Raw genomic sequence first — 23,980 nt, 5'->3', positions numbered from 1 at the left:
AAGTTGCTGTAGCTGCTGTTTCCTACATTATACACGAATCAGTTTCAGAAGTCATTCCATAAATGCATCAGTTTGAAAAAACAGATTGGATGATGCAACTTTGATGCATGCCCCCTGTAGAATCAATATTGACACAATTCGACAAAAAAGGATGTACAGCATAGAAGAAAAGGGGGACGGAAATGAAGAAATTATGGATCTATATGGCGGTGCCCATGACGCTTTTAAATGGATGCCAGATCCGCCCGGCACAGGCTGCGCCCACGGTGAATACCGTGGCGGAAAGGGAGACCGGCCAGGAGCAAACGATACCAGTGGAGCAGAAAGTGCCGCAAAATCAGCAGGGAATGGCCGCGGAAACCATAAAAGAAGCCGCATTTCACGGCTCAACCGTTATGATTGCCAAATCGCAGAAAACAAGGGCCGCCGATATCACGGAGGAGGAAATCGAAGCGATGGTCAGGATGGCGGCCTCCGATTTGAAAACTGTCGTGAAAAATGGGCAGACTGTGGTACTGAAGCCCAATCTGGTCCAGATGATTGTGGATTCCACGGGGGAGCTGCTGGATCAGGAGGTCAACGGGATAACGGTGGACTGGCGTGTCACAAAGGCCGTGTTAAAAATGGTAAGGGAGTTAAATCCGGATGGAAAGGTCTATATCATGGAGGGATCTGCGACGGGGCCGACCCGAGAGGTGATGAAATATTTCCATTACACTCCGGATTATATGGAGGGAGTGGATGGGTTCCTCTGTCTGGAGGAAGACTGCGGGGCGTGGCAGGATTTTGACGCGCCGGAGGTGGTAAAGGTGGTGCTGCCGGACGGTCTGCTCCATAAAACGTATTATTTCAGCCGGATTCTCTATGAGGCCGACGTGGTAATCAGCATTCCCACCTTAAAGACCTCTTCCGGTGTGGTGGTCACGGGCGGAATCAAAAATGTGAGCATCGGCACGCCGCCGGGGAATCTATACGGAGTGGCGCCCGATAACCCCAGCAAGACGGCCATGGTATCCCACAAGATCACGGACGGGGAGCTGGACCGGTGGATTTACGACTATTACATGGCCAAACCGGTGAATTACGTGATCGTGGATGGCCTTCAGGGCTTTCAGAGCGGACCGGTTCCCATGTCGCACGAGCGGAAAGAGACCGATAAAATGAATATGGGCGTCATCATGGGAGGAACGGATGCCGTGGCGGTCGATACCATCTGTTCCCTGGTAACCGGATGGGACCCTGAGAGCATCGGTTATTTAAATCTGCTGCGGAAAAATACGGAAGCGGGGGAACTGGAGTCGATCCGGGTAAAGGGAGCGTACGTCGATGAACTGAGAAAGAAATTTACAATCAGGAAACCGGAGCTGGGCGGTATACAGCTGGAAGCAGGAACTGGGCCGTCACTGGAGGCGGAGGCAGGAAGGAATGGGGAGCAGTTGGAGATACAGTATAAGACTGGAGAAAATGCCTGCAAGACAGAGATTTTCGTGGATGGGATATTTCAGTATTCCGGCGGGACGGCCGCTGATGGGGAAATTCAGCTGAATATCCCCGGACTGTCTGCCGGAACACATGAGGTGCAGATCGTCGTCTACGACCGTTTCCTGAATAAGACGGCGAAGACCATAGAAGTATAAGACCGTGAGGACCATTATGCATCAGATCAGCTCATGAATCCGGCAGATCAGATCCAGGTCCTCTTTTTTCAGTTTCAAATTGGAATTCAGTACGGTTCCATCCGGAGCCGTCACCCGGATATCGATGACCGTTCCTTCAGCCAGAGCGCGTCCGCGGACCGCTTTCATGAAGGAGGGAAATTTAGGATGGCGTACCTTAAATGAGGTCCATTCTTCTTTTAACTGCATGAGTGCTGCAAAGTTCATGGATAGGTGTTTCCTTTCTGACTGTATTGTACTGCCCGTAAAATCGTATCACAGAAAAAAACTACGGTCAATACGTAAAACAGACTGAATTTCAGACAGAACTTGTATTTTAATGGTTGATAGGTAATAATGAAAAGAAAAGGAATTGAAAAGAACTGGAATGAAAAAGAGCTGGATTTATAAGAAGCGTCAGGAGGAAGTGAAATCGTGAAGAAGCCGGATTATGTAAAAGTCATCAAAATCGCCGTGGGCGCGGGCCTGGCTATCGTCCTGGCGGAGCGTATGGGGTTGCGTTACAGCGCATCCGCCGGGGTGATCACACTTTTAAGCATTCAGGATACAAAGAAGGAGACGATCCGGGTGGTGGCACGCCGGCTGCTGTCATTTGTCATGGCACTGGCCATCTCCGCGGCCGGTTTTTCTGCCTTTGGGTACGGCCCCCTGGCGGTCTGCGTCTTTCTGCTGTTCTTTTCTGCTGCCTGTATGGCGTTTGGAATGCAGGAGGGGATCTCTGTGAATACGGTGCTGATGACTCATTTCCTGGCAGAGCGTTCCATGACGGGAGCCAACATCGCTAATGAACTGGGGCTTCTGGCCGTAGGCGCGGGAATCGGTGTGATTCTCAATCTCTATATTCCCGGAAAGGTACATTTAATCCGAATGAGCCAGCGCCGGATCGAGAGCCATATGAAGGAGATTCTGCGAAAGATGGCGGGACAGCTGACCACTGGAAAGGGCGGAGATGCCGGGCAGGCAGACGGTGAACCGCCGCTTCGTTCCCTTCTGGAAGAGCTTGACGCAGAACTGAAACAGGGGGAGAAGAGTGCGTATGAGGACATGGAGAATAAGCTTCTCACTGAGACGAGATACTACCTCCGTTATATGAACATGAGGCGGACACAGGCATTTGTTCTGGGACGGATCGAGGGGGAGTTAAAGCATCTGGGGGAACTGCCTTCCCAGGCGCAGCCGATTGCAGAGCTGATGGAGCGGATCAGCGGGGGCTTTCATGAGTATAACAACGCCGTAGGCCTGCTTGAGGCCCTGGACGCAGTAAAGGAGGATATGCGGGAGCAGCCCCTTCCGGAGCTTCGGGAAGAATTTGAAAATCGTGCGGTGCTGTTTCAGATTCTTCTGGAGCTGGAACAGTTCCTGGAAATAAAGAAGAAATTTGTGGAAGAACTGTCGGCAGAGGAAATAGGAAAATTTTGGAGAGAGACCACGTGTTGACAGGCGGAGCAAACTTCTGTATACTCGACACAGCGTCTGTGTGCGAAAACCGGCTTAAAGTTGTTTCTGCCGGAAACTTGAGGTTTTTTTCCTGAAGTCTTCAGAGTATACTGGAAAAGAAGCTGGGGCGTGCCGGAACATTCACCGCACTGGTTTTAGAATTGCGGCCGGGAGGCGGACAACATGGAAAAAATGACGGATTTCTTTACAGCCAGGGTTGATATCTATGATGATCATATGATTCATGAGGTTGAAGGGTGCCGGGAAGGCTATTTAAAGATGGCGGAACTCGTGCCGGAAAAGACGAAGACACTTCTGGATCTGGGCTGCGGAACCGGACTGGAGCTGGAGGCAATATGGACCAGGAACCCGGAGATTGCCGTCACAGGAATCGATCTGACGCCCGCGATGCTGGAACGGCTGAAGAAAAAGTATTCTGACCGGGACGTTACTCTGATTGAGGCGGATTACATGGCCTGCGAGCTGGGAACGGAGCGGTATGATGCCGCGGTTTCCTTTCAGACACTGCATCATTTTACCCATGAGGAGAAGCTGGGGCTGTATGAGAAATTATGGCGTGCCTTAAAGGCCGGCGGCTGCTATATCGAGTGTGACTACATGGCGGAAACGCAGGAGCAGGAGGACTATTTCTTTGCGGAGAAAAAGCGTCTGGAGGAAGAACTGAAGCTTGTTAAGGGGGAATATTACCATTTTGACATGCCGTGTACCATGGATAATCAGAAGCATTTGTTAAGACAGGCTGGTTTTACTGAGGTGGAAGTGGTATGGAGACAGGAGAATACAACGATCCTGTATGCAAATAGATAGAGAGGGGGGCGTTTCTTTATGATGAAAGAGGTTAAGACTGCATAGCAACAGGCCTATGCAGTGAAAGATAATATGAGTAATTGTATAGCCTTTGCTATTCCTGACAGTAAAATATGTTTAGGAGGCAGCGATGCGCTATCGGAAAGCAACGGAGGTTCTGCCGGAAGAACTGGTGGAAGCAATCCAGAAATATATGGATGGGGGATACGTCTACATCCCCAGAAAAGAAGAGAACAAGAAAAAGTGGGGAGAAGAAACCTCCTTTCGGGGAGAGCTTAAGACCCGCAACGAAGAGATTTATCGTAGATATCTGGATGGATTCGGTGTGAAGACGCTGGCGGAGGAATACTTCCTTTCGGAAAAGAGCATTCAGAGAATCATTTTATCAGAAAAAAATAAAGAAAAACAATAGTATGGAAAAACGATGTGCCGGGAAAGAACCCCGGCACATCGTTTTTTTGTGTATTCCTTCCGATCTCCCGCTGTGTGATGTACCGCATCTTTCAGACAGAACCGACAACGAGGTATGCCTTCGTCCGGAGCCGTGTTAGAGTGGTTTCCGGAGGGACTGTTATGAAGAACAATATTCAAAAAATAAGAAGAGAACGCTGGAAGCTTGTGCCGGAGGCCGTACCCACAGTGAGACGGAATTGCTCGAAATGTAAAGAAAAACGTGAATTTATAAATAGCATGAAATTTCGTGTAAATGCTAATGGAAAAAATGTGGATGTATGGCTGATCTACCGCTGCGAGAAATGCAGTACCACCTGGAATATGAGCATTTTTGAGCGGAGCCCGGTGAGTGCGATACCGGAAGAGGAGTACGCCGGCTTCCAGGCAAACGACCGCCTGCTGGCAGAGTCCTACGGAAGACGAATGGATTTATTTGTAAAAAACAGAGCGGAAGCAGTGACGCCGGAAGGCGGATACCAGATAGAGGCAGAGGCGGAATCTGAAACGGGCGCTGAGGCAGGAGCAGAGGAAAACGTCCTCCCGGCTGAGAGCGGCTTCCGGCGTATTGAACTGGAGGTTCCGTTTCCCATGGTATTGAGACTGGACAGCCTGCTGGCCGACCGGCTGGGAGTATCGAGAAGCATGGTGAAGCGCTGGTGCGGCCAGGGAGTCGTGGTGAAGCTGGACAGAGAGGAGAATGTGTGGAAATCGGAGGAGAAGCTCTGCCGGGAAAAGGTTAGGAACGGTCTGGTGATCGGAATCCGGCCTGTCCTGTCGGTTTCTGAGGCAGGAACGATGCCGCAGACTCCCGGTTCGACGCCTGTGAAATTAAAAGCCTGAAAGAGGATCTGAACTGTCATATGAATATTACCATATTGTATCGGAATGCTTGACCGTACAAGGTAAAAATGGTATAATGAAGTAAATAAAACTGCGGAAGGAGATCGGCTATGATGAATCTGGAGAAGATGAAAAAACGAAAGAAAGAGTTGGGAATGACGAACCAGGAACTGTCTGAACGGTCCGGCGTGCCGCTGGGAACCGTTAATAAGATATTCAGCGGAGCCACGAAATCGCCGCAGTACGATACGATACTCGCACTGGAGACGGTTCTGGGGATGACATTTTACCGCGACGAAGACGGACCGTATATCAGCAGCATGCGGGAAGAAGCTTTTCATTATACGGTTCACGGATCGTATACCCTCAAGGATTACTATGCGCTCCCGGATCATCTCAGGGCCGAGTTAATTGACGGCCAGTTTTACTATATGTCATCTCCCGGCCTCATTCACCAGAAGCTTGTCGGAGAACTGTACTTTCAGATCAAAGAATATATCAGGAGAAAGGGGGGACCCTGTGATGTATTTCTTGCTCCATTTGATGTGTTTCTGGATTCGGATGACAGAACGGTGGTACAGCCTGACCTGATGATCATCTGCGATCAGACGCGCGTGGAAGCGAAAGGCGTAACCGGTGCCCCTGATTTTGTCCTGGAGATCATATCCGAGAGCACAGGGAAGAAAGACTATTCGACGAAACTGAATAAATATTGGTCGGCAGGAGTCCATGAATACTGGATCGTTGATCCGTTAAAGGGACGAGTCCTGACGTACTGTTTTAACGGCGATAATCCGGATATAGGGATATATGGTCTGCATGATACAGTTCCAGTGGGAATTTATGGAGATTTGTCCATCAATTTTGGCGAGTTTTCCTTCCTGGTGTGATTTTTGTTAGAAGACAGGCGGTTTCCCGCAGACGTGAGATCAGATACGTGTATTTGCGAAGAACTGCCGGGTAAAAGGAATCAGACACACCTCATTGACAGGAGGCGTTCTGATTCCTTTTTTCTTTTTAGGAAGAATGCTCCTTCTTTCGGAACTCAGAAGGGGTGACGCCCGTGTAATCTTTAAAAAGCTTGCAGAAATATTTGACGTTAGGGATCCCGACAGCCTCTGATATTTCGTACAGCTTCTGATTGGTGTTCAAGAGCAGCTGTTTCGATTTTTCAATCCGCACATTCTGAAGGTAGTTGATCAGATTCAGGCCGGTCTTCTTTTTGAACAGGGAGCTGAAGTAGCTGCTGTTCATGGAGATGAGGTCGGAGATCATACTCAAATCCAGATCCAGGTAATAGTTTTGCTCCATGTAGGCGATGGCCTGGTCTACCGGTGAGGAAGCCATGTGGGAGGCAGGGGCGGATCCGTCCTTTTTCTGCTTCCAGTAATCCATGAGCCGGGCATAGAGCGCATCCGTCAGGGCATCAGGAGAATCGCACGCCGTCATGGCTTCGGAAACGGAAAATTCAATTCGGTAGGCGCTTTCCGGTTCGAGACCATCTTTGGCGGCCTGAAGTGCAAAGGTTTCTTCCAGCCTGTCGAGACAGTCACAGACGTACCCGGGGGAAGAATTCTCTACGCTGAGGATGTGATGAATGAAGCTGTAGAAGTTCTGGCGCAGATCGAATTGGCTGTTCCCAATGAAGTAGTGGTACAGCGTTTCGATCATGGTTAAGGGAATCACGGGAGTTCGTGCCTCCGTGTTCCGCTGCCGTTTCGGGTAAAATGCCACGGCCTCCGGATGGAAGAGCCGGTGATGCAGCAGCATGCATGCTTCCTGATACATGGAGGGAAGCGATTCCCTGGAACTTTCCACGCGGCTGATGGAGAGGCAGATCCGAAGCCCGTGTTTCTGGCAGTATACCCGGATATCTTCCTCTATATTCTGCCATATCTTGTGGCTGTAAGCAGAATCGAGGCGTGAAAAGTTGAAAAGCAGGCATTTATAGACGGACAGGATATCCGCCTGGTAAACGGCGGCATAGGGCTCAAACAGGGAGACGATCCACAGAAAATGGTTTTTATAGTCGATCGAAGACCCGTCTGAAGAAACAACAGGCGTGATCTTAATGCAGACAACCGCCATGTACTCCTCTGGAAATGCAATGGAGTAGTGGGAGAGGAAATGTCCGATCTCCCCGGCCGGATAACGGCCGGACAGGATATTGCCCAGCAGCAGCTCCTGGAAACGGTCAAGCTTTTTTTCGTAGGTGTGGATCCGTTCCGTCAGCTCCAGGCGAAGTGACTGCTGTTCCTTCAGCTGTCCAATCACCCGGGTGAGCACTTCTTTTATCTCATTCTTGGTGCTGGGCTTTAACAGATAGTCTTTGACTCCGTATTGAAGGGCCGTGCGGGCATACTCAAAATCGCTGTAGCCGCTCAGGATGATAAACTGGCCTTCCGGCAGCAGTTTCTGGCTCTCCCGGATAAATGTCAGGCCATCCATAAGCGGCATTTTGATATCGGTCATGATGATGTCGGGAGCATGCTCCCGGCAGAGACGCAGCCCCTCTTCTCCGTCACCGGCCTCGTAGATGTGTTCAAAGTCCATCTCCAGCTTTCGCAGGGTGACGATCAGTCCTTTTCTTATGATATCTTCATCTTCAACAATCAAAAGTTTCATAACTTACTCCGTTCGTTAAGGAAATTTTCTTCCTGCTCCTTTGTCGGTATGGAGACGGGCAGGGAGATCGTGTTGCAGGCGCCGCCTAAGTCAGAGGAGGAAAATGTAAAGGAATAGTGCCTTCCGTAAAGTAGGAAGAGCCGCAGGTTTACGTTGAGAATGCCGATGCTTTTACCGGATCGGGAGGATTCCATCTCCTGCGGTTCAAGGGATATGGGTTCGACCTCCAGTGTTTCCGTGGACTTCTTCATGGCAGCTGTAAGCGTCTGCTGCTGTTTGGCGCTGATTCCTGTCCCGTTGTCCTCAATCTTAATGATAATGCTGGAATCTCCCCTGTAAATGGTCACCTTTATGATCAGTTCACTCAGCTTATTCTCAAATCCGTGGACAAAGGAATTTTCAATAATGGGCTGAAGAATAAAATTGGGAATCTCAAAGCGGAGCAGATTGTCCGGCACCGACAGGAGCAGGGTGACCCGGTTGTTTAGCAGTAAATTCTGGATATTGATATAGTCCCGGATGATCTGCAGCTCATGCTCCAACGTGCAGTGGTAGCTGGCCGGGGAGATGTTGTAGCGCATCAGATTCCCCAGGGCGGCGATGCTGTCGGAGAAATCATCCAGGTCGTGGATGATGGCGATCATTTTAAAGGTATCCAGGATATTAAAGAGAAAATGAGGATTGATCTGGGCCTGGAGAGCGGAAAGCTCCGTCTCCTTCTGCAGCATCCTGGCTTTGTAGACCCGGTTGATCAGCTCATTAATTTTGAATGACATATAGTTGATATCGGTGGCCAGCTGATCGATCTCATCCTCCCCGTTTACCGGGATGGCGACATGGAAATCGCCTTCCTGAATCTTATGTACGGCATCGATAATCGTGTTGATCTTTCGGATCAGCAGTGTGGACAGGAGGTAGGAGAGCAGCACGATGCCAATGGCAGCTGCTAAAATCACCAGGGCGAACGACTGCTGAGCCTTTAGAACCGGGCCGACGATCTCGGCGCCCGGAACCGCGCACAGGATCCAGCTGTCCAGCGCAACGATCTGTTTGATGGAAATCAGATACTCTGTCTGCGCCAGGGAGATGAGGAACGGGCCTCCATCGCTGTCAGAGAGATAGTCGCCTTCCATAAGTCTCTCTTCCAGGGAATGGCGGAAATCTGCGGTAACCTTTGCCGGCAGGTCGGAGATAATCTTTCCGTCGCTGTTTACCGCCGCCACAAAACCGGATTCCATGGCCGGTATGGTTTTCATGCCCTCGAAAAATACGGATGGTTTTATGCAGACCTCCAGGAAATTATTGGAGGTCAGAAGAGGATAAAACAGGGAATAGACCATCTGCTCTTCCCCTCCGTAGCCGTAGCTGTAGCTGCGGTTTATGTGGCATGGCTCCAGGTAAAAGCCCTTGTCAAAAATGGAATGCTCCATCTCCTGCATCCACGGCTCTGAGCGGTAGTCATCGTACTGATGAAGGTACTGGGTTTCCGGAATCGAGGGGTTATTTGTGAAAAAATGGTAGTAGGATATCTCCGGGCTGGAGGCTTCCAGCCATGAGAGCAGGGGCGAAATATCGTTGTTCAGAATCTCGATTAATTCGAGATCGCCGTAAAATTTGGGGACGAAGAACTTATTGATGACCGTGTTGGTGGAGACTAAATAGGAGACATTTTTTATTTTCTCTATTTTGGAATGGATGGTATTCAGTTCCTGATCCAGTCTCTGATCGATGGCGCTCACTGCGTTTTCCCGGACCGGCTTTACGATGGACTGATATAGCAGGACAAGGCAGAGCATGAGCGGGAATGAGACAAGGACAAGATAACAGAGAATCAGCTTCGATTTATAATGCATTTTTTTGATAATTCCCATTTGCAGGACCTCCGAAGTATGGATGTTACGTGAAAACAACTATATTTATTGTACTATTTCCAAAAAACGTGTACTTCTTTTACAAAATCCGTGTGATATACTATGAGCACCTGGTAAGGTATGCTGTATGGCAAACGGGAATGTTCCCAATATTCAATTATAAAGCGTTTTTTTAGTTTTGCAACGGGAAAAACGTCAGATGGAGGAGGCTTGGTATGTGTATATGAAAAAGTTACCCAAAAAAAAGAGGTCAGGAAAGAGGCAGTTTCAACTGCAGCTAATGGTGATTCCAGCCATGGTGTTCTTTTTTATTTTTTCCTATATCCCGGTTATGGGACTGGCAAATGCTTTTCTGGATTACTCGCTGACCGACGGATTCTTCGGCCACGCATTTGCAGGAATGAAGTATTTTAAGGAGCTGTTCTCCAGCGAGAGCTTCTATCTAGCCATGAAAAATACACTGGGAATGAGTTCCTTGAAGTTCTTCTTTACGTTTACGTCGCCGCTTCTGCTTGCGCTCATTATCAATGAGGTACCGTTCAAGTGGCTGAAGAAGGCAACCCAGACGGGAAGCTACTTACCGCATTTCCTGTCCTACGTTATTGTAGCGACGCTCTGGATTGTGTTTCTGGACAGCAAGGGACTGATCAATGATATTCTGATGAGACTGCATATCACGGATATGCCCATCGAATTCCTGGCGGATTCCAAGTATTTTTGGTGGATCGGCGTGTGGATCGACTGCTGGCAGGAGAGCGGCTGGAATGCGATTATTTATCTGGCGGCTATCGCGGGCATCAACCAGGATATCTACGAAGCGGCGGCCGTGGACGGCGCCGGGCGTCTAAAACGGATCACACAGATCACGCTTCCGTCTATCGCATGGACGGCCGGAGTCCTTTTCGTTATGAACTGCGGAAACTTACTGAGCGGCGGCCCGGTGGCTTCCAACTTCAACCAGTCATATTTGCTGGGAAATGCCTTTAACTATTCGAAATCCTATGTAATCCAGAAATTCATTGTCGATGAAGGCTTAAACCAGCTGAGGTTTTCCTTTGCGGCGGCGGGGAATCTGATTCTGTCCGTACTTTCGGTGACGCTTCTTCTGACCGCCAACAAAATATCAAAAAAAGTATTTGGAAAGAGTGTCTTTTAACGGGGGTGACGATATGCTTCGAATGAAATTAGGAAGACCTGGAGAGGACAGAATCATTAATATCGTTACTTCTGTATTGTGTATTCTGGTTCTGATCGTGACCGTATATCCGGTTTATTACTGCCTGATCTATTCGTTTAATGACGGCAAGGATGCGGCGAAACAGGCGATTTACTTCTGGCCGAGAAAGTTTTCCCTGGAGAATTACAAGATCGTTTTCCAGAACAAAGCGATCTATCCGGCCTTCATGATGACGATGCTCAGGAGTATTGTGGGAACGGTACTGGCCGTTTTGTGTATGGCCATGGCGGGGTATGCGCTGTCCAAGGATAACTTAAAGGGGCGGAAGGTTTATATGATTATGGGCGTCATAACGCTGTATTTTTCAGCCGGAGTGGTGCAGTCCTATCTCCTTTACCGGGAGATGCGGCTTTTGGATTCCTTCTGGGTCTATATCCTGCCTAACATTTTTCAGTTTTATTATATCATTCTGTTTATATCATTTTTCAGAGAACTGCCGGCGGCGCTGGAGGAATCGGCGCAGATGGATGGAGCGGGGTACTTTACGATCCTGTTTAAGATCATCATACCGCTGTCAACGCCGGTGATCGCCACGGTATCGCTGTTTGTAGGGGTCTGGCACTGGAATGACTGGTTCCACCCGGCGTTCTTTATCCAGAACGAGAGTCTGATGACACTGCCGGCCGTCCTGATGCGGGCCATGTCTCTGGCCGAGGCGCAGCAGACGCTGCAGAAGATGATCGCCGTGCCGTCGCAGAGCAGTACCACCATGGAGTCGGTCCGGTATGCGATGTTAATCGTGTCGATTCTGCCGGTAACGATTATTTACCCCTTCGTCCAGAAATTCTTCTTAAAAGGGATGATGCTGGGTGCGGTGAAAGAGTGAGCCTACCCATTCAGCAGTGCGGCACTTTTTAATACAAACTGTCATAGGGCGGAACGCCCGGGCTTCTTGTTTTCGTGCATTTCGAAAACAAGAAAATGCACGAAAACAAGAAGATGCACGGCTGAAAAAATTACGAATAAAAAAGTAAATAAATAACCATACATAAAGGAGAGAGGGAATATGAGAAAGTTGAAACGTGTATTATCATGCATGGTGTGCTCTGCTATGGTAGCAGGTATGCTGGGAGGCTGCGGGGGCGGTCAGAGTACGGTTAAGGAGACCACAGCGGGGACTGCGGCAGTGGATACGACGGAAGCAGAAACGCAGACAGAGGCGCCGGAGGCGGCTGCATCGAATTTCCAGTCTGAAATGGATTGGGAGAAAATCGGATGGCAGGCGGATCCGGAAGATCTGGAATGGAAGGAAGATACATCGCCCATAGAATTAGGGTATTACGCCAACTTCTCCTGGTTTTCACTGGACTGGAACGATGCCACGGCAGAGCGTGTGACCGCGAAGACAGGCGTTGATTTAAACTTTATGAAACCGGTAGTTGACGACGGTCAGAAGCTGAATATGATGATCGCCGGCAATCAGCTGCCTGATATTCTGACTCTGGACAAAAATGACGCGGCCTTAAAGAAGATGGCCGAGGCGGGGATGCTGTGGTCACTCGACGATCTGATTGACCAGTATGCGCCGAAGATGCGTGAAATCCTTCCGAAGGAAATCTTAAGCAACTATCAGATGGCGGATGGAAAGACGTATCAGTTTACCACATGGATTCAGGGAGAAGCATGGCAGAAGGCCGCGAGAGAGTACGATCAGATCGTGGGAACGAACCAGCCAATCATGACAGTCAGAAAAGATTACTACGATGAGATTGGCCGTCCGGAGATCAGGAATATGACCGAATTCATCGCAGCTGTTAAGCAGATGAAGGAAAACCATCCGGATAAAATCGGTTTTTATCCCGCTGATGGAAGCATGTCCGCCGATGAGTTTGGAAAGAGCGCGAAGCTTTCCCACTATGGCATCCAGATGGGATTGAGCACCGATTTTTCAGAGAAGGACGGGGGAATCCAGTGGGTGGTCCGCGACGACAAGTTCAAAGAGCCAATGAAGTATTTAAATGAGATGTATCTGGAAGGAATTCTGACAAAAGATCCGTTCATTGACACCAAGGATGTAGGAAAGGCCAAGATTGAGCAGGGCGATGTGATTTCCTACTGCTGGACGATCTCCGACGGCGAGAAGGTGCCTGGAGACAACCCGGATACTACCTACGAGATTCTGCCTCCGTTTGAGACATACGGACAGATCAGAACGGGAGCCGGCTGGCTGGCGACCGTGATTCCGAAGACCTGCAAGGACCCTGAGAGAGCGATTCGTTTCCTGGAATATCTGGCATCTGTAGAGGGACACAGCGACGTATCATGGGGCATCGAAGGCGATACGTATCAGGACGCGGTAGCAGGCGCCCAGTGGCATATGGTAGATGGAAAACCGGTTCTGCTGGAAGAATATGTGAAGGATAAGAACGCGGACTGGGGCGGCGTTGCCTCCAGAAACGGACTGGGCGAGTATTGGATTGCCTGCAACGAGCTGTTGTGGAACCTGCCGTGGTGGAACGACCAGGATGAGAGAATGAACAAATTCAATGAACAGTTTGGAAAGTATGTGGAATTCCGTCCGGAACTGGACATTCAGGACCCGTCACCGGAATCTGAAGAGGGAATTATCAGACAGAAAGCGTTCAGCCTCCTGCAGCAGTATTCCGTAAAAATGATCTTTACCGAGGACTTTGAGTCTGTGTACCAGGAATTCATTCAGAAGATTGATGAGCTGGGGATGAATAAGGTGGAAGCTTATTGGACGGAAGAGTATAAGAATAAGATAAAATAAGAGGGATTATGACTGAGAAAAAGATTACCTGCTGCGGAATCAGACCACTCATTTACTGCATCAGCAGGGAAGAGGGAGATCCGTATCTGATCCATAATTACGACGGCGCGGTGGAGTTCCCGCCCGTTACCCGGTGCTTTATCCTGCCCTTCCAGGGGCAGGGGGAGTACCGCTCCTATGAGGTGAAATCGAAAGAGCCATTCCAGATTTACATAAGTGCAGATGAAATGGAGGTGACCGTTTCAGCAGATAAAGAGGAGACTGTATCCCAGTTGGCATGGAAAGAATTTGACGGCCCGCCGCACAGTGATGTGATGGGTAATTCCATAGAACTGGACTTCGAAAATGGGGATATCTTCCGGGATACGTATTACCATTTTTACTGGGAAACGCTTCTGCCCTCTGTGGTGGAGCGGACGAGGGCGAAATCGTATTCCAACAGTGATGGTTACGTGGTGAGTACGCTTCAGAAGGGCGCCTATGCGGGAACGTACCCGGATGTAGACCATGAATTCCAGATCAAAGGACGTCTGGCCGTGGCGGATGAACTGGATCTGGCTGTGGTAAGGCGCATGATGGAACTGCAGCTTAAGCTGATGGCAGAAGACCCGGAGCAGGCGTTCCGTGATCCGTGTGCCATTCAGCCGAGCGGAGCCAGAGAGTACCATGTCAGGCGGAACAGCCTGGATAACTCGGAGAATGCGGAGATGTTTCTCGTGACCGGAAATATCGAAATCATTGAATCTGCATGCTTTTATTACGCAGCCCTTAAAGACGATGACTGGCTCCGGGGCCATATCGAGGGGCTGGAAAACTCCCTGTCTCTTGTGGAGAGCTGTATCGACCGACAGGGCCGGCTGTGGTCCGACGTTTATTACGAGGATCAGGTGATCAAGGATGGCCGGGAATGTATGGCCCAGGCGCTTGCGGCCAGAGCATTTGAAATCATGGCCGGGCTGGAAGCAGTCTTAAAACGGGATAAACAGGAGGCGCATTACCGGGCCGTATCGGGTCTGCTGAAAGGTGTCCTGGTGCAGGCGCTTCCCACCGGCTTCTGGGATGCGTCGAAGATGCGGTTTATCGACTGGGTGGACAGAAATTCGGTGTCCCATGACCATATCCACCTTCTGGCAAATGAGCTTCCGGCGCTGTTTCATTATACGAATCCGGATCAGGAGCAGGGCGTGGACCGTCTGATGGAGGCGTGTTTTGAGGAGTTCCAGCGTTTCCCCAGCTTCGTTTCCGCCAGAATTTCAGATTATACGGAGTCGGAGATCGGTTCGGGAGGCCCGTATGACCTCTGTGCGGCCGGCAGATACTGGTGCTGGGATTTTGCCTACTGGAGAGAAAAGGGAAGAACTGATATTCTGGAACAACAGCTTTTGGCGGTCTGCCGTCAGGCCAGGATGGACGAATACCGGATGGGGGAACGGTATGACATGAATTACGTTTACTATCACAGTGAGAAAAACTGGCACGGAGCGGCCCATTATTACGAGTATCCCTGCGTATTTATCTGGAATCTGATCGCCGGGTACGCGGGTGTGCGGTTTGCGCTTCAGGCTGATTTAGAGATAGAGCCGATGCTCGCCGGAGACGGAAGAGTAAGGCTGGAAAATCCGCAGTACGGCATTGAATATGAGGTGGCGGGAAATACCATTTTCGTGAAAAATCTGCTTGATCGAGAGCGGTCACTGCTGGTAAAATGGAAAAATGAGGAACGGCTGGTGAAGCTGAGAGAAAACGAGACATGGTCCTATACGTGCGGCGTACAGAGACCTGTACGGCTTTTCTGGAATGAGGAGATTACATGGTAAGAGATATAAAAAGATATGGAAATCCGGCCTGCAGGGGACGTGCCATTGTACAGGGACCGAACTGCCGTTTCACCGTATTGACGTCCTCACTGATTCGTATGGAGTACAACGAAAACGGCAGCTTTGAGGACCGGGCCACGCAGATCGTGATGAACCGGGAATTTACGGTTCCGAAATATGAAGCCGCATGGAACGGCGGTTTTCTGACGATTACTACGGAGTTTTTGCAGCTGCGTTACCGGGGCGGGGCGTTTGCTGAAGACGGATTGAGTATACGAACGATCGTTGATCCGAAGACGGGAGAAAGCCGTATATGGCGCTGGGGAGACGAGAGTAAGGATCTGGGAGGAACTGCGCGCACGCTGGATGAGGTAGATGGTGCGATTCCTCTGGAGCACGGGATGATTTCCAGAGACGGTTGGTCTGTGATTGATGACAGCGGTTCCATGGTCATTGGAGAGGACGGCTGGGTTACGCTGCGCGGAGGAGTTGAACTGGATTTCTACTTCTTTGGATATGGCCGCCGCTATCAGGAATGTATCCGCGATTTTTACAGGCTGTGCGGGAATACGCCTCTGCTTCCGCGGTGGGCGCTTGGAAACTGGTGGAGCCGGTACCATAGATATACGGAAGAGGAGTATAAGAGGCTGATGGTGCGCTTTCAAAGAGAGCAGATCCCATTTTCCGTGGCAGTCATCGATATGGACTGGCATCTGGTCGATATTCCGCCGAAATATGGGACCGGGTGGACCGGATATACCTGGAACCGGGAGCTGTTCCCTGATCCGCCGGAGTTTCTGGCGTGGCTCCATGAACAGGGGATGAAGGTTACCTTGAATGTCCATCCGGCGGATGGGGTGCGCGCCCATGAGGAGGCGTATCCGCGAATGGCGGAGGCGTTGGGAATCGATCCGGCAGGCGGGACAGCGGTAGAGTTCGACGTGACGGACCGGGCGTTTCTGGAGGCGTACTTCGATGTGCTGCACCACCCGATGGAAGAGGACGGCGTCGATTTCTGGTGGGTGGACTGGCAGCAGGGGAAGAAAACCAGGATTCCCGGCTTGGATCCGCTCTGGATGCTGAACCATTACCACTATTTGGACAGCACACGGGCGGGAGGCGCGGGCCTTACATTTTCCCGGTATGCGGGAATTGGCAGCCATCGGTATCCCGTCGGATTTTCCGGGGACACCATCATAAGCTGGGAGAGTCTTCAGTTTCAGCCGTATTTTACGGCTTCGGCAAGCAACGTGGGATATGGATGGTGGAGCCATGACATCGGAGGACACATGATGGGGGCCAGGGATGATGAACTGGCGGCGCGCTGGGGGCAGCTCGGCGTATTTTCACCGATCAACCGGCTTCACAGCACCTCCAATCCGTTCAGCGGTAAGGAACCCTGGAATTTCAATAAGCGGGCCGAGATGATTATGGGAGACTTCTTGCGGCTCCGTCATGAACTGATCCCCTATCTCTATACCGCGAACCGCCGGGCCAGCTTCGAGGGTTGTCCTCTGGTTCGGCCGCTGTACTGGGAGGAGCCGGAACAGAAGGAGGCCTATGAGTTCCCGAATGAATATTATTTCGGCTCGGAACTGCTGGCCGCGCCTATTACGGAGCGGATGGAACCGGAGGCGGATCTGGCGGGCGTGAAAGCCTGGATTCCGGATGGAATCTGGTTTGATTATCAGAGTTCGCGGATATATCAGGGCGGAAAACAGATGATGCTTTACCGCACCTTAGAACAGATGCCGGTGCTTGCAAAGGCGGGAGCAATCATTCCCAGAAGCCTTGACAGGATGGGAGGCACGGGGAATCCGAACTGCATGGCGGCCGATATTTTCCCTGGCGCGGACGGCTGTTTCAGCGTATGGGAAGACGACGGGAGAACAGAGGCAGATGGGGAAAATGATGACAGGTGGGCTGTAACGCGGCTTTCCCTGGAGTGGAGCCCGCTTACCCGTTTCGTAATTGGCGGTGTTGAAGGAAATCGAAGTGCGGTTCCGGAAATGCGGTCATGGAAGCTGAATTTCCGGAATGTGGAATATGTGGTTCCGGAAGTGACCGTCGAAGGAGAGCGTGTGGACGCGGTTGTCTCCTACGATGAGGTGAGAAAAAATCTGACACTGGAGCTTTCGGGAATCCCCTCCGTAAAAACCGTGGAGGTGCGATTTGGAACCGGTATGGAGATGGCCTCTATGGACCGGGCAGATCAGGCATTCGAGATTTTAAACAGGGCGCAGATTTCTTATGATAAGAAGGAAGCGATATTAGAGGCGGTAAAGAAACAGAGAGGCGATGCGCTTCTGACTATACAGAGCATAGAGGAAAATACGGTACTGGTGGGGGCGCTGGCGGAAATACTGTTCAGCGATAGAAATTAAAATGCGTTTCCCCGCGCATAGACATCAGGCATTATGCCCGGCGGCCCCTTGACAGGGACGCCGGGCTGTAAGCGTTTGATACAGACACACAGCAGGCAGACTGAAAGGAGAAAAGAGATGGAAAGTATTTTTAAGGTTGGTGAATTTGAGGTGATTTCGGAGGCGGCTGTATCCTGTACCGCTTTGGTGACAGAAAAAGGGGCGGGGAGGACCGTTACGGAGTTTCAGCTTCAGTCAGACCGTATTTTGTGTATGGGAACTGAAGTTGAAATCCGTTATTCCTTTCCCATTATCGATATCTGCGGACGGTGGCATCCGAACTGCCGTGCTGACCGGTCGTTGAAGGCGGATTGGGAGGCGCCGGTGGCGTCCATGACAGCTGTCTCGGCTCCTGTCGTCTGTTTCTTCAATTCCGAAAGCAGGAACAGACATACGATCGCAGCTTCGGAGCTGTGCCAGGAAGTGGATATGAATGCCGGAGTGCATGAGGAAGACGGCAGGATGGCCGTTAAGATCCGGTTCGTTCTGAGCCCGCAGAAGCTGAGCGCGGGATATTCCTTCCGGCTGTGGGAGTCACAGGAAGATGTTCCGTATTGGGATACGTTAGATCAGGTGAGGCAGTGGTGGGAGGAGGCAATGCCGCCTGTCATGGAGGTGCCGGACGCGGCCAGAGAGCCGGTGTACTCTTTCTGGTACTCCTGGCACCAGGATATCAATGCCTCAATTGTTGAGGAGGAGGCGGAGCGCGCTGCGAAAATGGGCTTTGATACGATTATCGTGGACGACGGCTGGCAGACCGGGGATAATAACCGTGGATACGCGTTCTGCGGGGACTGGGCACCCGAGCCTGGAAAATTTCCGGATTTTCCGGAGCATATACGGCGGGTTCACGCCATGGGTATCAAGTATATGCTTTGGTTTTCCGTACCATTTGTGGGAAAGAACACAGGCTGCTGGAACCGTTTCTCTGATAAACTGCTCTGCTACGATGAGCGGCAGCAAGCCGGAGTTCTGGATCTGCGTTATCCGGAGGTACGGGAGTATTTGCTGGCAGTCTATTTAAAAGCTGTCCGGGAATGGGATTTAGATGGGCTGAAGCTGGATTTTATCGATGAGTTTTATATAAGAGAGGGTACTCCTGCGTGGAAGGAGGGAATGGATTTCAGGGATATCCAGGAGGCGCTGGACGTGTTTATGACCAGCGTGCGGGAGACTCTGCGGAAGGAAAAGGAGAATCTGCTGATTGAATTCCGGCAGCGCTATATCGGACCCAACATGCGCAGGTACGGTAATATGTTCCGCGTCGCAGACTGCCCCTGTTCTCCGGTAACTAACCGGGTCGGCTGTGCGGATCTGCGGCTCCTGTGCGGACACAGCGCCGTCCATTCGGATATGCTGATGTGGAACCGCGGGGAGAGCCCGGAGGCCGCGGCCATACAGGTCTTGAGCTGTCTCTTCGGCGTTCCGCAGATCTCGGTCCGCCTGGCGGATCTGGAAGAGGGGATTGCGGAGATGCTCCGGTTCTGGCTGGATTTCATGAGACAGCACAGAGCACTGCTGCAGACGACTGTGATCCATGCAAAGGAGCCGGAAAACCTCTATCCGGAGGTGAGCGTGGAAAATGAAACGGAGGAGATCCTGGTTCATTATTCGGCGGGAAGAGTGATCCGTCCGGCTGCGCAGAAGGAAATCACTTACTTTGTAAACGCCCAGCACGCTCAGGAGCAAATACTTATTCTGGATCCGGAAAGGGCGGTGTCGGTTACCGTGAAGAACTGCCGCGGAGAAGTGGCGGAGACCATGGAGTGGAACGGGGGAGAGAGCCTCGTAAGGCTGTCCATGCCCGCGAGCGGTCTGTGTGAGCTGCGCTGGAGATGAGCACGGCGAGGTACTGGTACTGCGTTGCATAATGCAGTACCAGTACAGCATTGTGCAATTAACAGTGAATATAGCACCCGCTATCTACGCCAGGTGCACGGCCGCGAAGCTAACCGTAGGGTCCACTACGCCGTCGCTTCGCGGACGCACACCTGACGCAGATATCAGGCACTCTATTCACCATTAATTACGCAATGCTGTACTAGAGAATTGGGATATAGAGATCAATCTGGGATTCCGGGTTGTCATATCCTGAAAATCGCTGATCGTATACTTCAAAATCTTCCCGCGCATCCAGTTTCTCATTCGTTCCGAGAAACCAGGTGCCCCAGATATAAGAATAGCTGTCCTGAAGGAGGGAGAGGCTGCCGGTGTGTGTGAACACCGCGTAGCGCCCTCCTTTTATGATCTTTGGAACAAATGGCGCAGGGAGACCGTCAAAGCTGCTCACCTCGACCGCTGCAACCTCTGAGAAGAGAACATCCCCATTCATGCTGTAGAGCGTATTGCCCTGGCCGCAGGCCTCGCAGATGCCGAAGCCTCTCCCGCCGGGGATCTGGTGGGGAATCTGATGAGACATTTCCATAAAGGCGGCCCAGAGGCCGGGCAGCACGTTATCGTTCAGCGTGGTGCTGCCGCGCAGACCGGCGGCCATGATATCAGGCAGTTCCACTATGATGGGATGGACCGTCAGGTTCTTCGTGATATGGGTGAGGCGTTTCCCCTCCAGCTGTGGCTTGGATCCGATGAACAGATCGAGCCGGTTCTTCCGGTAGGAGACCGGGCTGGTGAGGTAAAGCGACTTGAAGGCGCGGCTGAAGCTTTCCGCAGATTCGAATCCGCAGTCTAAAGCGATATCGAGGATCCGCCTGTCCGTATAGAGCAGCTCCTTGGCGGCTTTGGCGATCCGCCGCTTCCGGATGTAGCTGCCCACACTTTCACCCAGCAGGGCATTGAACTGCCGTGTAAAGTGGTAGTAGGAGTATCCGGCCGCGGCAGCCGCGTCTTCGACTTTGATGTCTTCGCCCAGATGATTTTCGATGTAGAGGATGGCGCATTCCAGCGCTTTTAAATAGTCCATGGTCAGGCTCCTTTCTGCCAGGTCAGGCGGCATGAGTGGGCAGCGTATTTTTGTACAATCTGGCTGAATCTTAAGGTTATGCAAATGGATTCGGGGCGAAACGGAACATATCCGGAGCCGCGGGTTCACCGGAGATGGAGATCACTTCTTCCGAAGTGGGGAGCGGATCGCTCAGCCGGTACGTATGCCAGCCGTTTTCTGCCCGTCCGCCCCAGCATAATTCTATTATACCATCCATCGGATCAAGGATCATGCTTTTTGTTGTGCCAAAGAAATCCTGATAGAAACGGCAGCACAGCCCGTTCGGATAGGGGGCCAGAAGCATGGATTTTAACTGGCTGACCGTGAGCGTTTCCGTGCTGTCTGCAATGCTCTTAATATAGTCATACCGCTTCAGGGAATGGATCATGGCCTCCGGTTCTAAGGATGCCAGTTCATGGATTACGGCATGGTTGGTGGCGTGGGTGTAGGGAAGCGGGGAGGTTTTATCCAGAGGACGGACCGCCATTCTGCCATCCAGTGTTTCTACCAGGGCGCCATTTCCGGAACGGTCCAGCAGGATCAGATTGAGATTGTAGGCGATGGGCATGCCCTTTAAAAAGAGGAGCGCCTCCCTGGTATCACGGCAGTTTTCCAGAAGCGAGCGGATAACCGCCCAGTACTGCAGGCCCTCCAGTGCAGGCCGGCGCATACATTTGTCGGCGCCGACCGGAAATCCGCAGGAGCTCATGGTGACGGCCAGCCCCTGGTCATTGAAGCCATCCTCCCGTCCAAAGCATAAGACACTGGTGCCCATATGCGTATATTTCCCTTCCACACTGGTTTTAATCAGCTGGAAATCCTCCAGTTCGTCGTTGAATTCATAGTTGCGCGCAATAAGCGGGTGTCCGTTCGAGGATTTGGAGGGCAGGAGGGCTAAGTGACTGCAGTTAGGCTTTAAATAGGTCATGGCATAGTAGACGACAGATTCCAGAGGGACATTCAGTTCGCCGGCAAAACCGGAAAGCTCCTCATTCAGTCCCGGGCACCACCGGGCAAACAGTGTTTCCGCCTGCCGGGCTTCGGCTTCACCGAAGTTTTCATATCCGGATGTATAGTAATTCTTCATTGAAGGAATGGAAGCTGCCATGCGTCCCAGCGCCTGTCCAATCTCATAACTGCTTCCTTTCAGTTCCAGCGTTCGTGTTGTGATTGATTTCATAAGTGAATACCTCCTGTGTTGGTTGATTGATGAGATAATCTTAACGTAAATAAGAAATTTAATCTTGATATTTCCTGCGGGAATTACTGGAGTGTGAGTATGCGCAAGCAGTCAGGTCTTTTACGAATGCTGTGTTTATGATATACTATGAGCATCGTGCAATTCAGAACGTGTCAGAAAGGAAGGAATAAGCGTATGGCGGGAATGAAACTGGCGGAGCCGTGGCTGCCTGAAGTATATGAACTTGTGTCGGAGGAGACAGAGCTTCTTCATCAGAGCAGGGAAGGGGACGAGCGGATCCAGAATGCATATTTAAAGAATATGACTGCACAGGAGGAAGATTTTTCCGGCCTGTGTTTCTCCAGAGTAAAGTTTGAAAATTGCAGTTTCGAGGGGTGTAATTTTGAAAAGGCGGAATTCAGCGATGTGTTGTTTATCTCCTGTAACTTTTCCAACTGTCTGTTCCGCGACAGCTTTCTCAGACGGGTATCATTTCAGCGGTCGAAGGGGACTGGGGCCAGGATGACAGAGAGCAGCTTAAAGGATGTGACGATCACGGACTGCAGTATGCAGTATTTGAATTTAGACGACTCGAAGCTGGAGTCTTTCCGGGTGGAAGATACCGATTTAGAAAATGGTAATTTCGCGCAGTGCAAGTGCAAAGGCGTTACGTTCAGCCAGGTCAGGCTTCAGAATGCCAGCTTTTTTAAGACCCCGCTTAAGGGAATGGACTTTACCACCTGCGACATCAAGGGGCTGGTGCTTTCCGATGAGTGTTCTGAGGTGCGGGGGGCGGTCATGGATTTATACCAGGCGGCAGAACTGGCGAAGCGGCTGGGGATAGTCATAAAGTGACATAATATGTACGTGAAATGAAAAGAAAGCGGCCGGTAAATTTGATAATATATGGAGTGACGGAGGTAATTATGAACAGCAGCAAAACATTCAATGACGTAATCCTATATTTGGAAAAAATAATTCCTGATGGCTGTGAAATCGATTATCATGAAATATCCAGAATAGCCATGAGTCCGGCTGCGTTGTTTCAGCGTATTTTCAATTTTATCTCGGGGATCAGCATTTCTGATTATGTAAGAAAACGAAGACTGACACTTGCCGGCTACGAACTTAAAAATACGGATATTTCTGTTCTTGACGCGGCGGTTAAATATGGTTTTCAGTCTCATTCTTCTTTTTCCCGTGCCTTTAAGGAGCACCATGGGATTACGCCTTCACAGGCCAGAATGAAAAATGCCCGGCTAAATGATTATCTTCCGATTAATTTCTCAGATATGAGATTTGTAGGAGGAAAGCGTATTATGGCTGAAATGAAACGCATCATGTATAAGGAAACACCCGAACGACTCATGGTGGGGCTGCCCCGGGAGACCAGCTTTTCTGACGCCGGCTTTGTATGGCAGGAATTCTTTCAGGGAGATACCATTGAAAAACTGGACAGGCTGGCGGACGTAAAATACTGTGATGACATCGACGAAAATGACGGAATCGGTTTCATGTACGACTTTAGCGACAGAATGAATTTTAAGATAGTGATAGGTGACTTTGTCCGGATGCAGACGGAAATACCGGAGGGACTGTTCGTAAAACACATACCCAAAGGCCGGGCGGCCTATGTTCAGATTGAGGGCAGTAATGTGGCGGAAATCCTTGATTCCGCTTACCTGCTGATTACAGAAGCGATTGAGAAAACAGGGGGAACCATTGACTTCGACAACTTTTACTGGTGTGAGATTTATACCCATGAGCGTTATTCGGAACCGCTTGCGAGGGGAGAAAAAGTGGTGATTGATTATATGATGCCGGTGAAGGCAGATACGGAGGCGGCAGGGTAATGTCAGGGAGAGAAATAAACTGGAAAAGAAATAGGGGATTGGGAAATAAATATCATATTTGATATAAT

At 50.7% G+C, this 23,980-nt stretch carries 19 protein-coding genes; 14 read left to right on the top strand and 5 right to left on the bottom strand.

Annotation, left to right across the window (positions count from 1 at the left end; all coding sequences use genetic code 11):
• Positions 1-182: 182 nt before the first annotated feature.
• Positions 183-1,637: a DUF362 domain-containing protein gene (locus tag H8S75_RS15240; RefSeq protein ID WP_187022364.1), complete on the top strand. Its 1,455-nt coding sequence runs from the start codon at positions 183-185 to the stop codon at positions 1,635-1,637.
• Between the two features lie 21 nt (positions 1,638-1,658).
• On the opposite strand, the gene H8S75_RS15235 is transcribed toward H8S75_RS15240, so the two are convergent.
• Positions 1,659-1,883 (bottom strand): hypothetical protein, encoded by a 225-nt coding sequence (locus tag H8S75_RS15235; protein ID WP_055659707.1) that lies wholly within the window; start codon positions 1,881-1,883, stop codon positions 1,659-1,661.
• Between the two features lie 207 nt (positions 1,884-2,090).
• Between H8S75_RS15235 and H8S75_RS15230 the strand changes: the two genes are divergently transcribed.
• The 5 genes from H8S75_RS15230 (at position 2,091) to H8S75_RS15210 (ending at position 6,124) form a co-directional block, all read left to right on the top strand.
• Positions 2,091-3,113 carry an aromatic acid exporter family protein gene (locus H8S75_RS15230; protein WP_187022363.1) on the top strand — a complete coding sequence of 341 codons (1,023 nt, stop codon included), beginning with the start codon at positions 2,091-2,093 and terminating at the stop codon, positions 3,111-3,113.
• 183 nt (positions 3,114-3,296) lie between these two features.
• Positions 3,297-3,941, top strand: a complete 645-nt coding sequence (locus H8S75_RS15225) for a class I SAM-dependent methyltransferase (protein ID WP_187022362.1) — start codon at positions 3,297-3,299, stop codon at positions 3,939-3,941.
• 130 nt (positions 3,942-4,071) lie between these two features.
• Positions 4,072-4,353, top strand: a complete 282-nt coding sequence (locus H8S75_RS15220) for a CD3324 family protein (protein ID WP_002601129.1) — start codon at positions 4,072-4,074, stop codon at positions 4,351-4,353.
• A 161-nt stretch (positions 4,354-4,514) separates the two neighbouring features.
• Positions 4,515-5,234 (top strand): DUF1062 domain-containing protein, encoded by a 720-nt coding sequence (locus H8S75_RS15215; RefSeq protein WP_187022361.1) that lies wholly within the window; start codon positions 4,515-4,517, stop codon positions 5,232-5,234.
• A gap of 110 nt (positions 5,235-5,344) precedes the next feature.
• Positions 5,345-6,124: a Uma2 family endonuclease gene (locus tag H8S75_RS15210; protein WP_187022360.1), complete on the top strand. Its 780-nt coding sequence runs from the start codon at positions 5,345-5,347 to the stop codon at positions 6,122-6,124.
• Positions 6,125-6,251: 127 nt separating this feature from the next.
• Here H8S75_RS15210 and H8S75_RS15205 read toward each other — a convergent pair whose 3' ends face one another.
• Positions 6,252-7,859, bottom strand: a complete 1,608-nt coding sequence (locus H8S75_RS15205) for a response regulator (RefSeq protein ID WP_187022359.1) — start codon at positions 7,857-7,859, stop codon at positions 6,252-6,254.
• Positions 7,856-9,730, bottom strand: coding sequence for a sensor histidine kinase (locus tag H8S75_RS15200; RefSeq protein WP_187022358.1), 1,875 nt, complete (start codon positions 9,728-9,730; stop codon positions 7,856-7,858). Before H8S75_RS15200 ends, H8S75_RS15205 begins: the two co-directional genes overlap by 4 nt.
• A 223-nt stretch (positions 9,731-9,953) precedes the next feature.
• Between H8S75_RS15200 and H8S75_RS15195 the strand changes: the two genes are divergently transcribed.
• From H8S75_RS15195 to H8S75_RS15170, 6 genes are all read left to right on the top strand, one after another.
• Positions 9,954-10,886, top strand: coding sequence for an ABC transporter permease subunit (locus tag H8S75_RS15195; RefSeq protein ID WP_243270281.1), 933 nt, complete (start codon positions 9,954-9,956; stop codon positions 10,884-10,886).
• A gap of 13 nt (positions 10,887-10,899) precedes the next feature.
• The gene (locus tag H8S75_RS15190; protein WP_187022356.1) at positions 10,900-11,793 is read left to right on the top strand and encodes a carbohydrate ABC transporter permease; all 894 of its coding nucleotides are present in this window, start codon (positions 10,900-10,902) and stop codon (positions 11,791-11,793) included.
• 180 nt (positions 11,794-11,973) lie between these two features.
• Positions 11,974-13,698, top strand: a complete 1,725-nt coding sequence (locus H8S75_RS15185; protein WP_187022355.1) for an extracellular solute-binding protein — start codon at positions 11,974-11,976, stop codon at positions 13,696-13,698.
• Between the two features lie 8 nt (positions 13,699-13,706).
• Positions 13,707-15,515 carry a glucosidase family protein gene (locus tag H8S75_RS15180; RefSeq protein WP_187022354.1) on the top strand — a complete coding sequence of 603 codons (1,809 nt, stop codon included), beginning with the start codon at positions 13,707-13,709 and terminating at the stop codon, positions 15,513-15,515.
• The gene (locus tag H8S75_RS15175; protein ID WP_187022353.1) at positions 15,509-17,899 is read left to right on the top strand and encodes a glycoside hydrolase family 31 protein; all 2,391 of its coding nucleotides are present in this window, start codon (positions 15,509-15,511) and stop codon (positions 17,897-17,899) included. Before H8S75_RS15180 ends, H8S75_RS15175 begins: the two co-directional genes overlap by 7 nt.
• Positions 17,900-18,016: 117 nt before the next feature.
• Positions 18,017-19,777, top strand: coding sequence for a glycoside hydrolase family 36 protein (locus H8S75_RS15170; RefSeq protein WP_187022352.1), 1,761 nt, complete (start codon positions 18,017-18,019; stop codon positions 19,775-19,777).
• A gap of 202 nt (positions 19,778-19,979) precedes the next feature.
• Here H8S75_RS15170 and H8S75_RS15165 read toward each other — a convergent pair whose 3' ends face one another.
• Positions 19,980-20,858 carry an AraC family transcriptional regulator gene (locus H8S75_RS15165; protein WP_187022351.1) on the bottom strand — a complete coding sequence of 293 codons (879 nt, stop codon included), beginning with the start codon at positions 20,856-20,858 and terminating at the stop codon, positions 19,980-19,982.
• Between the two features lie 76 nt (positions 20,859-20,934).
• The gene (locus H8S75_RS15160; RefSeq protein ID WP_187022350.1) at positions 20,935-22,059 is read right to left on the bottom strand and encodes a C45 family autoproteolytic acyltransferase/hydrolase; all 1,125 of its coding nucleotides are present in this window, start codon (positions 22,057-22,059) and stop codon (positions 20,935-20,937) included.
• 195 nt (positions 22,060-22,254) lie between these two features.
• Here H8S75_RS15160 and H8S75_RS15155 point away from each other — a divergent pair, with 195 nt between their 5' ends.
• Together H8S75_RS15155 and H8S75_RS15150 are read left to right on the top strand one after the other, a co-directional pair.
• Positions 22,255-22,914, top strand: a complete 660-nt coding sequence (locus H8S75_RS15155) for a pentapeptide repeat-containing protein (RefSeq protein WP_187022349.1) — start codon at positions 22,255-22,257, stop codon at positions 22,912-22,914.
• Between the two features lie 71 nt (positions 22,915-22,985).
• Positions 22,986-23,912, top strand: coding sequence for a helix-turn-helix domain-containing protein (locus H8S75_RS15150; protein WP_243270280.1), 927 nt, complete (start codon positions 22,986-22,988; stop codon positions 23,910-23,912).
• Positions 23,913-23,980 lie beyond the last annotated feature (68 nt).

This window comes from Hungatella hominis (assembly GCF_014288005.1).
GTDB classification, from domain to species: Bacteria; Bacillota; Clostridia; order Lachnospirales; family Lachnospiraceae; genus Hungatella; species Hungatella effluvii.
The sequence above is the reverse complement of the archived record's forward strand: the minus strand, read 5'-3'. Positions and strand labels throughout refer to the sequence as shown.